Below are 10020 nucleotides of genomic sequence, written 5' to 3'. Positions count from 1 at the left end.
GTACTCGGCTTACCAGCTTTCGTGGCCTGGAGCTTCTCTTTTCTTACTGATTGCTCTGGTTTATGCCGTGATCCAGTATATCCTTGATAACTTCCATGGCGAGTCAAGTGATTATCTCGGGTTTACAGGTATAATCACATTCCTGGTAAGTGCAATACTTATACTCCCATTTGTCCATGCTGATATGGGATTTTCTCTGTATTACTACTCATGGTTCCATGTCGCTACTGCTATTGGAGCAATGGCAGGTTTCGGGTTTTTAAGCTTTATTCAAAGGGAGTTCAAAAATAGAAATCTAAAAGCTTACTATTATCCTCTGGCAGTACTCGGAATTGGAGTTCTGGGACTGCTTGCAACAAAAATTGCGTCGCCGTCCATATATTCTCTTGTCATAAATGCTCCACATACTGTATTTGGAGTCCAGGCGGGTGGACCGGCAACAATTGCTGAGGTATCCTCGATATTTTACGAAAGCGGGGATTTTACTCTGTCAAGAGTTTTCGGAAACTTCACAGCCTCTGGTTTCTTTGCTTCCCTTTTTGGAATGTTTATTCTAACTGCAAATCTGGTCAGAAAGCCGAAACCTGAAAAAGTACTGGTTCTTGTCTGGAGTGTTTTAATCTTTCTCACAATCTATGGCCAGAACCGCTTTGCATACTATTATTCTATAAATGTAGCAGTCCTCAGTGCTTATGTAGGAGGTCTGCTGCTTGAAAAGGTAAAGTGGAATGAACTTAGTCAGAAGTTTAAAGCCAGTGTGAAATCTCCGGCAGATCTTGCGGGATTTATGAAGTTCGTCAGGGTAGAGCAAGTTCTTGTGGTCCTGGCTATTGCAGTTATTCTTATTTACCCTGTATACGGATCTGCTATGGAACTTACAGCAGGCACAGGCGGTCCTGATGGATCGTGGATTGAAACCTGTCTGTGGCTTCAGTCCAATACGCCTGACCCTGGCATGGGTTACAACGGCATCTATGAAGCCCCTGAAGATGGAGAACTTTTCGATTACCCTGATTCTGCATACGGAGTTATGTCGTGGTGGGATTATGGACACTGGATTGAAACTATCGGCCACAGAATGCCCAATGCTAATCCTTTCCAGGCAGGAATAGGAGGGCGCAGAGGAAGCATAGATGAGGAAAATCAGCCCGGATCTTCCACTTTCTTTACAGCCCAATCCGAAGAAGAAGCAACTTCAGTGCTTGAAGCCATTCACCCTGACCCTGACAAAGCTGCTGCTCGCTATATTATCTCAGACGTTGAAATGGCCACAGGTAAATTCTATGCGATGACAGCCTGGACTCTTGATACAGAAGGATATTACCAGTCTTATTGGACAGGGAGCGGATACCAGTATCTCCCTTCCACACGTTACTTCGATTCGATGGAATCAAGGCTACATATCCTTGATGGAAACGGTTTGAAACAGTATCGTCTTGTCCATGAGACCTGGGCATATCAGACTCAGGAAGCTGGATACAAACAAGTCTATAATTTCCTTTATGGAAACAGTATTCCCGAAGTCAACACGGGCTACGTTAAAATTTTTGAGTATGTTGAGGGTGCAAAAATTACAGGAACCACCTCCCCTAATGAGGGCGTTAATATAAACACRACAATTTTAACAGGYCAGGGAAGGACCTTTGAGTATTCTCAGTCCACAACTTCAGACTCTGAAGGCAGGTATGAGTTTACCGTGCCTTATTCAACCGAGGGTCCTGTATCCGGGGAAACCCAGTTCGATACTGCGCCTTCAGGTCCGTATGTCATAAGCTACGGGGATACAACCAGGGAAGTAAGGGTCAGTGAAGAAGCCGTATTAAGAGGAGAAGAAGTAAAGGTCTAAATGAGGATAGGTAGCCAAAAGTAGAGTCTAAATCAGTAAAAGTCTAAATCAGTAAAAGTCTAAATCAGTAAAAATCTAAATCAGTAAAAATCTAAATCAGTAAAAATCTAAATCAGTAAGATGTGCAGTTTAAATTTCCCTGCACATCTATCTTTCCTGGACTTTTTACTTTTCTGTACTTTATCTATGAGCTCATCCCAAAACCAATTTTATCTTTCAAATCAATAGGATCTTAGAACAATTTTCGTAATTGGAAACTCAATTGTTTATTGGGAATTTAAAATTCGGAGATTCAATTTTGAGTTTTGGGATCAGCTCTATCATAAATTCTTTGCCGGAATTCTCCCCATGTGAAGAATACCGGCTTTTCTATTATTGTCTTTACCCATTCATTCTCCCTGTGACAGTGTTCTATCCTGGAAAGCCATCCTGTCAGGGAATAAAAAGCACTGTGTAACTAATGAGACCAGAACTGGGATAAAATTATAAACCTCCAGATTGAATTAATACAATCTGTTTTACTTTCTTTTCACATAAATTATATATTTGATTGCAAAAATTTACTCCTAAAAGGGAATTACTATGAATTCTGAGAATCATCCTGTATCAACGTTTCAGTCTAAAATCAAATCCAGCTTGCCTTATACTCTGGCAGTTGCGATAATTGGTTTTGTAGCCCTATGGATCAGAATGCGTCCTTATGATTCTGTGTTTTTAGCCAATGGGTTTGTAAAGTTCACGAGCAATGACGCCTGGTACCATATGCGGACCTTAAATGTTCTTCTTGAAAACTACCCGAACAGGATGTTTTTCAACCCTATGACCAACTATCCTAACGGGAGTTACATCCATTTTGGTCCTCTTTATGATCAGATGATGGCCATAACATCCCTGGTTYTGGGACTGGGTAATCCTGGCCAGGATCTGATTAATACAGTAGGAGCCTATTTCCCTGCAGTGCTTGGGGCCCTGACTGTCATTCCTGTTTACTACATAGGAAAATATCTCGGAGGGCATAAAACAGGGGTACTGGCTGCRATCCTGATCGCGTTTGCTCCTGGGCAGTTTCTTTCACGTTCACTGCTTGGTTTTACAGACCATCACGTAGCCGAATCTCTRTTCAGTACTTTCTTCATAATGTTTTTCATGCTGGCAATAATTACTGCAAAGAAGACAAAYCTTCATTTTGAAGATGTATTAAATAAAAATCTCACTGTMWTTAAAGARCCGCTAATCTATTCCGTTATTGCCGGTGTCATGTACTCGGCTTACCAGCTTTCGTGGCCTGGAGCTTCTCTTTTCTTACTGATTGCTCTGGTTTATGCCGTGATCCAGTACATTCTTGATAACTTCCATGGTAAGTCAAGTGACTATCTCGGGTTTACAGGTATAATCACATTCCTGGTAAGTGCAATACTTATACTCCCATTTGTCCATGCTGATATGGGATTTTCTCTGTATTACTACTCATGGTTCCATGTYGCTACTGCTATTGGAGCAATGGCAGGTTTCGGGTTTTTAAGCTTTATTCAAAGGGAGTTCAAAAATAGAAATCTAAAAGCTTACTATTATCCTCTGGCAATATTCGGGATTGGCATTCTGGGACTGATAGCAGCAAAAGTCATATCTCCATCTATTTACTCTCTTGTCATAAATGCTCCACATACTGTATTTGGAGTCCAGACAGGTGGAGCAGCGACGATTGGTGAAGCTAGCTCTATGTTTTATTATGGTAATAGTTTCACTCTATCGAGAGCCTTCGGAAACTTCACAACCTCTGGATTTCTTGCCTCAATCCTTGGTATGATTATCCTTCTCGTTAATGTATTCCGGAAAGCAAAACCTGAAGAGGTATTGGTTCTTGTCTGGAGTATTTTAATGCTCTTTGCAATTTACGGCCAGAATCGTTTTGCATACTATTATTCTATAAATGTAGCAGTCCTCAGTGCTTATCTAGGAAGCCTGCTGCTTGAAAAAGTGAAATGGAATGAACTCGATCAGAAGTTCAAATCCCGTGTGAAATCTCCGGGAGATCTCTCAGGTTTCCTGAAATTCGTCAAAATAGAGCAGATCATTGCTGTCCTGGCTATAGTGGTTGTTCTTATCTACCCTGTATACGGAGCTGCATTGGAGCAATCAACTGGTTCAAACGACCCTAACGAGCCCTGGATAGAAACCTGTTTATGGCTCAAGTCCTATACCCCTGACCCTGGTATGGATTACAACGGCATCTATGAAGCTCCTGAGGATGGAGAACTTTTCAATTACCCGGATTCTGCATACGGAGTTATGTCTTGGTGGGATTACGGTCACTACATAGAAACTCTGGGCCATAGAATGCCCAATGCTAATCCTTTCCAGGCWGGAATAGGAGGGCGCAGGGGAAGCATAGAKGAGGAAAATCAGCCAGGGGCTGCRACCTTTTTAACTGCTCAGTCCGAAGAAGAAGCAACTTCAGTGCTCGAAGCCATCCACCCTGACCCTGATAAAGCCGGAGCACGTTACATCGTGTCCGATGAGAGAATGGCTATAGATATATTTCTGGCAATGCCTGAGTGGACTCTTGATACCGAAGGATACAGCGAGCCTTACTGGACAGGGAGTGGGTATCAGTACATTCCTTCCGCACGCTACTTTAACTCAATGGAGTCAAGGTTGCACCTGCTCGACGGAAATGGCCTTAAGCGGTATCGTCTTGTCCATGAGACCTGGGCATATCAGACTCAGGAAACCTGGTACAAACAGGTTTATAATTTCCTTTATGGAAGCAGCATTCCTGAAGTGGATACAGGTTATGTTAAAGTTTTTGAGTACGTTGAGGGTGCAAAAATTACAGGAACTGCCTCCCCTAATGAGGGCGTTAATATAAACACAACAATTTTAACAGGTCAGGGAAGGACCTTTGAGTATTCTCAGTCCACAACTTCGGATTCTGAAGGCAGGTATGAGTTTACCGTGCCTTACTCAACCGAGGGCCCTGTATCCGGGGAAACCCAGTTCGATACCGCTCCCTCAGGTCCGTATGTCATAAGCTACGGGGATACAACCAGGGAAATAAGGGTTGGTGAGGAAGCCGTGTTGAAAGGAGAAGAAGTAAAGGTCTAAATGAATGTTAAGCAATTAGAAATACAACTAGAGCAGTGAGATGTGCGGTTGAGGTTCTGCTGCACATCTGCTTTCCCTTCCAATTTTAATTTTTCTTTCCTCTACTTTTTTCTTTTATATCCGCTACCTAGATATACTATTAAAAAAACCTACTTCACAGGTGATGTGCATTGGAAAACCCTATTATAGGCCGAGTCTGGAAATTCGGAAACGATATAGATACTGATGTGATTATCCCGGGAAAATATCTGCGGACAAAGGATATGCAGGTGTTTGCAGCTCATGCAATGGAAGGTATTGATCCTGAATTCGCAAAGAAAGCAAAACCCGGAGATATTATTGTTGCAGGGGACAATTTCGGGTGCGGGTCATCAAGGGAACAGGCTCCTCTTGCTTTAAAGCATGCGGGAATAGCCTGCGTTGTGGCAAAGTCTTTTGCAAGAATTTTTTTTAGAAATGCGATTAATGTTGGGCTGCCCCTTATAGAGGCTGATATTGAATGTGAGGAAGGGGACGAAATTGAAGTTGATCTGCTCAAAGGTGAAGTTAGAGTTCCCGGAAAAGGCGTGTTCAAAGGGAATAAACTGCCTGACTTCCTGCTCGATATGCTTACGGACGGCGGGCTTGTTGCCCATAGAAGGAAAGTTCAGAGCCAGCAGAAAGAAGAATCATTGTAATGATAGATCATTTAAGCAACAAAATTAATTAAATACCTGGCCTAAATGCCACCTGATCAATTCCTTAATCTGATTAATCCGATAACAGCATAAACAACCGATATTTATGATTTTTCCAGATGAATACAAACATGTGGGAGTGACAAAAGCACTCCCTGCAGGCGCCGAAGAGCTAATTTATTTCCTTACGGATTATCTGATTGAAGAAAGAGAAAATCCCGAAACAGGTAGCTCGGAGTACGCATTCTACAGCGTTAGAAAGAGCGGAGATGGACTTCTCAGAAAGGTTGAAGCCCTCGAGCTGATCGCTTCAGGAGAAAAGGTTGTCAAATATGGAAGTGAATTAAATATAAAAGATCGTGCCCTTCTGATTGAGACAGCATTAAAACTCTGTACCGGCAAAGTAAATACTGTCATTTTTACAGGCGTTGACAGGCACGTTACAATCGTTCACGACCCCGATCCCTCCTGTATTCTCGAAATAGAAATTCTTGACGTTGCCCCACCCGAACCTGCCTGGCTTTCCCAGGTCGTGAAGAGGCTTGAAGCCAGTGGGATTTTCGGAGACCTGCAGGTCCGGTTTACTGAAAACATAATTGACCTCAGGCATTTTGAAGGAGACAAAACTGTTTTTCCATGCAGTGCATCAGGGCTTGAGGGAAAATGCCTGGATTCGGATATCCTTACTGAAAATGGTCATCTGCTTGTAGGATGTGAGATCTCAAAGACTCTTTTTGAGATGCGTTTTCCGGAACTTGAGTACTCCTTCATAAACATCTGCCCTTTTAAATCCGACATAGTAGTGCCCTCAAAACCCTTTATTACGCGCTGCTGCAGGTCCGAAAAGTCGGGTTTTGTAAATATTTCAGGTTTTGAAGGGGCTGTTGTCCACTGGGGAGCATCCGAATATCAGGTTGCTGAAGCGGTCCGAAATCTTGTAAACAGATTGAGAAAAATCGGTTGATACTATTCCTGAAAATCTGAATGATATGTTTATTCTTTGCAGCTCTGTTTGCCGCTTTAGTCCGCCGTGTACGAGTAATAAAAACAAAAGCACAAGTTTTACCGGAACCCTAACTCCAAAACATCAACCATACAGATATGGGAACATCTATTATGGTATACCTAAAATTTTTAACTTTTGGCTCATTTGAGAAACCTTTAAGTGCCAGGGAACTTATTATCCCGAAAATTCATGTATAAAACGAAGGCGGAGTAACTTTTTAATGTCTTTTCTAACGAATTTCCTGTTAGGGCTCGGGCTTGCAATGGATGCTTTTGCAGTTTCCATGTCAAGTGGCACTACAGTTCGGCCTTTTCGGGTCAGCGATGCTCTTAAACTGGCTATCTTTTTCGGAAGCTTTCAGGCTCTAATGCCGGTACTGGGCTGGATTGGAGGGAGTACGGTAAGTGGTTTTGTTTCGGATTACGCTCCCTGGATTGCATTCGGGCTTCTGGCTTTTATCGGGGGCAAAATGATTTATGAAGCTCTTTACGGAGATCCGGACGGAAAGGTAAATTCCCTTAATTATTCCTTGCTTTTCCTGTTAGCAGTTGCAACAAGCATAGACGCCCTTGCTGTGGGCATAAGCTTTGCTTTTATGGGGACACCTATTCTTGAGCCCGTGATTATCATAGGCTGTATAACTTTTGTCATGTCCTTTTGCGGGGCAATTCTGGGATACAGAATAGGCCATTTCTTTGAGCATGAGGTCGAAATCCTCGGCGGGCTGATCCTGATAGGACTTGGCGGAAAAATCCTTGCCGAACACCTGCTCTGGGTCTAAAGTATATCCTGAGAACCTGAAAAAGTTACGCCAGATTCATATACCTCAAGCCATAGATGCAGTAACATGAAACTCGCGGTAATCGAAGGCGACGGAATTGGCAGGGAAGTAATTCCTGCAGCTGTGGAAGTCCTGGACGCTTTCGAACTTGAGCTTGAGAAAGTTCCCCTGGAACTTGGCTATGCAAGGTGGGAAAGAACAGGCACTGCAATGTCGGAAGAAGATATAGAAATTATAAAAGGGTGTGATGCCGTTCTTTTCGGGGCAGTTACAACGGTTCCTGACCCTAATTATAAAAGTGTGCTTCTCACCATCCGGAAGGAACTCGACCTCTACGCTAATGTTCGGCCTGTAAAACCTCTCCCTGGTATAATGGGCGTTACCGGGAGAAATGATTTTGATTTTATTATTGTCAGAGAAAATACTGAAGGGCTCTATTCAGGGATCGAGGAAATAGGTCATGATCTTTCCTGGACTAAAAGGGTAATTACTCGAAAAGGCTCCGAAAGGATTGCGGAATACGCCTGCAAGCTTTCAAAAGAGAGGTCTAACAAATTGACCATTGTCCACAAATCCAATGTCCTGAAGTCAGACAAGCTTTTCCTTGATGTTTGCAGGCAGACTGCAAGTGCTTATGGAGTTGAGTATGGCGATATGCTGGTTGACTCTATGGCTTACAGCCTTATGATGCATCCCGAAAAGTACGATATTGTGGTTACAACCAATCTTTTCGGAGACATTCTGAGCGATATGTGTGCAGCCCTTGTAGGAAGCCTTGGCCTCGTCCCGAGCGCTAATATCGGGAAAAAATACGCATTTTTTGAACCTGTGCATGGGAGTGCGCCTGACATTGCAGGAAAAGGAATTTCAAACCCTCTTGCTGCAATTCTCTGTGTAAAAATGTTTCTTGAATGGATGAACAAGCCCGAAGCCCTGCTGATTGATGATGCAATAGCCGATATACTTCAGAAAAAGACTATTACTCCTGACCTCGGGGGTAGGGCAAGCACGGCAGAAGTAGGGCATGCGGTTGCGAAATATATTATACAGAACCTGTAAACAGAAATATGTAGAGCAGAATATCCGTAAATAAATGCCGGAATAAACCATATATTCTCATTTTACTCCTTGCCTGAGGAGGGATTTTAATATTTTAAAATCCATTTTTATTGCAGGCATGGTTTTGCTGTTAAAGGCAATAGAGTTATACGGCATAGAATTATGCTGTTACAAAGGCTGTTACAAAGAACAATCAGTAATGAATTTCGTATATGTCGCTACGAATGAATGGGGGTTTCATTCTGCCAGAGTTTTTCGATGTTTCACAGCTTATTAATGAAGAGATGGTTGTATATCCCGGAAATCCCAAACCTTCGATCGAGAGGTATGCATCCTTACCGAAGGACAGGGTAAATGAATCTATTCTTACTCTAGGAAGTCACACAGGCACACATGTTGACTCAAGGCTGCATCTCAAGGAAGGTAGAGAAGGAGTCGCTTCCCTGCCTCTTGAAAGTTTTTATGGGAAATGCAGGGTTTTTGACCTTGTCCATGTGGAAGAAGAGATTAACAGGCAGGACCTTGAAGAATTCCAAATAGATTCTGGAGATATAGTGGTCCTCAAGACAAGAAACTCTACCCTTGGGTACGTAAAATTCCTTGAGAACTATGTGCACCTTAAAATGGATGCAGCCGAATACCTTGTCAATGCAGGAGTCAAAACCCTGGGATTTGATTACCTGAGCGTAAAAAAGCTTGAAGGGGATGACGAGGTTCATGAACTGCTTATCAATAATATGACCCTGTTTGAAGGGCTCAACCTTGCCGGTGTTCACGAAGGGGAATATATGTTTCTGGGTTTGCCTCTTCTTATAGATACTGATGGAGCTCCGGCAAGAGTTATACTGGTTAAAGAATGATAAAATCATGAAAAACAATAAAGTTGTCTAGACAAAAACAGTAATCCATTACATTTTAACTCTAAAGCGGGAAGTCCCCTTCCTCTACAGGTCGGATTTATCCGAGATGGCAGGTGGGGGATGAAAGCCGTCAACTTTCACACCTTCTATTGTTATTGATTCAGTAAATTTTCTTATACTTTCAACTCCTATTGAATGTTATCCGTAGCTCTTCCTCGCCCTCGTGGTAACAAAGTAGGGAATAGCCGGAACTGTCAGGTACAAACTTTCTGAACTTAGACTATAAGGTTCKTCGAAGAAGTTTCGAAGGTAAAAGTTTGAACGRTGAACAGTARAGCTTGACTGAGTATCTCGCAAYTGAAGGTTGTGAAACCTATTGCAAAATGCTCTGTGRACGAGCTTTCGGTAGCTTGCTACTGGAAATCTRCGATAAACRGGCTTATTGAGGAATTGAGGATCTTTGAGATCCGAAGCCATAYGAGATAATGTACTCGTAGGAAGCTCACCCCGCGAAACTGAGCCGGAAGGCGAAGAATTCAGGGAGGAGTAGTTCACAAGCCAGAAAAGAAATGAAATGCAGGTTGATTCTACCTTATATGCTCTCTCCACATTTAGTATTTGCTATCCGGCCTTTAATATTCTTTTTGTTTAATTCTTAATTATTTTTTCCGTTTCTTCCGGAACTG

The 10020-nt window shown here is 42.6% G+C and carries 7 protein-coding genes; all 7 read left to right on the top strand.

What is annotated here, in order from left to right; genetic code table 11:
* On the top strand, positions 1 to 1846 hold a 1846-nt coding region (locus tag FXV91_RS03965; RefSeq protein ID WP_229388538.1), incomplete at its 5' end, for an oligosaccharyl transferase, archaeosortase A system-associated.
* Positions 1847 to 2428: 582 nt separating this feature from the next.
* Positions 2429 to 4951 carry an oligosaccharyl transferase, archaeosortase A system-associated gene (locus tag FXV91_RS03960; RefSeq protein WP_229388536.1) on the top strand — a complete coding sequence of 841 codons (2523 nt, stop codon included), beginning with the start codon at positions 2429 to 2431 and terminating at the stop codon, positions 4949 to 4951.
* Positions 4952 to 5121: 170 nt separating this feature from the next.
* On the top strand, positions 5122 to 5628 hold the full coding sequence (hacB, locus tag FXV91_RS03955) for a homoaconitase small subunit (RefSeq protein ID WP_229388535.1): 507 nt from the start codon (positions 5122 to 5124) through the stop codon (positions 5626 to 5628).
* Positions 5629 to 5734: 106 nt separating this feature from the next.
* Positions 5735 to 6592 (top strand): hypothetical protein, encoded by an 858-nt coding sequence (locus tag FXV91_RS03950; protein ID WP_229388533.1) that lies wholly within the window; start codon positions 5735 to 5737, stop codon positions 6590 to 6592.
* Positions 6593 to 6854: 262 nt separating this feature from the next.
* Positions 6855 to 7415 carry a manganese efflux pump MntP family protein gene (locus FXV91_RS03945; RefSeq protein ID WP_229388531.1) on the top strand — a complete coding sequence of 187 codons (561 nt, stop codon included), beginning with the start codon at positions 6855 to 6857 and terminating at the stop codon, positions 7413 to 7415.
* Between the two features lie 66 nt (positions 7416 to 7481).
* Positions 7482 to 8474 carry an isocitrate/isopropylmalate dehydrogenase family protein gene (locus FXV91_RS03940; protein ID WP_229388529.1) on the top strand — a complete coding sequence of 331 codons (993 nt, stop codon included), beginning with the start codon at positions 7482 to 7484 and terminating at the stop codon, positions 8472 to 8474.
* 224 nt (positions 8475 to 8698) lie between these two features.
* Complete coding sequence (locus FXV91_RS03935; RefSeq protein WP_229388527.1) at positions 8699 to 9334, top strand: cyclase family protein; 636 nt, start codon at positions 8699 to 8701, stop codon at positions 9332 to 9334.
* The last annotated feature ends 686 nt before the right edge of the window (positions 9335 to 10020 follow it).

The organism is Methanosarcina sp. DH2, from assembly GCF_020804225.1.
In the GTDB taxonomy this organism is placed as follows: Archaea; Halobacteriota; Methanosarcinia; order Methanosarcinales; family Methanosarcinaceae; genus Methanosarcina.
Note: the sequence above shows the minus strand (reverse complement) of the source record. Positions and strands in the feature narration are given on the sequence as shown.

Bases quoted from the DNA above. Each gene is read 5' to 3' on its own strand.
- FXV91_RS03940 (WP_229388529.1), top strand. From the start codon at position 7,482: ATGAAACTCGCGGTAATCGAAGGCGACGGAATTGGCAGGGAAGTAATT.
- FXV91_RS03935 (WP_229388527.1), top strand. From the start codon at position 8,699: ATGAATGGGGGTTTCATTCTGCCAGAGTTTTTCGATGTTTCACAGCTT.
- FXV91_RS03945 (WP_229388531.1), top strand. From the start codon at position 6,855: ATGTCTTTTCTAACGAATTTCCTGTTAGGGCTCGGGCTTGCAATGGAT.
- FXV91_RS03950 (WP_229388533.1), top strand. From the start codon at position 5,735: ATGATTTTTCCAGATGAATACAAACATGTGGGAGTGACAAAAGCACTC.